This window comes from Streptomyces sp. MMG1533 (genome assembly GCF_001279775.1).
In the GTDB taxonomy this organism is placed as follows: domain Bacteria; phylum Actinomycetota; class Actinomycetes; order Streptomycetales; family Streptomycetaceae; genus Streptomyces.
In genome coordinates this window covers 1-253 of the sequence record NZ_LGDG01000194.1, presented here as the reverse complement: position 1 = coordinate 253, position 253 = coordinate 1, and the positions used below count along the sequence as shown (strand labels likewise).

Here is a 253-nt window from a genome sequence, read left to right as displayed (position 1 = left end):
CCGAACCGCCCGCGATGCCACCGGGATTGATGTTGACGACCAGGACCCACTTGATGTTGTTCTTGTCCCCGTCGACCGCCAGGGGGAACAGGTCGGGGCACTCCCACACGCCGCCCGTCGCGCCCGCCGGCCCGAACTCGCTCTGCAGCTCCCAGTCCTTGAGGTTCTTGGACGAGTAGAACCGCACCTTGTGCTCGGCGGACAGCGACACCGTCATCAGCCAGCTCTTCGTCGGCGCGTACCACTGGACCTT

Annotated in this window: 1 pseudogene; it reads right to left on the bottom strand. The window is 65.6% G+C overall.

Features of this window, described 5'->3' with window-relative positions:
• Positions 1 to 253 (bottom strand): annotated as a pseudogene (locus tag ADK57_RS19320) (glycoside hydrolase family 32 protein); the annotation flags it as partial.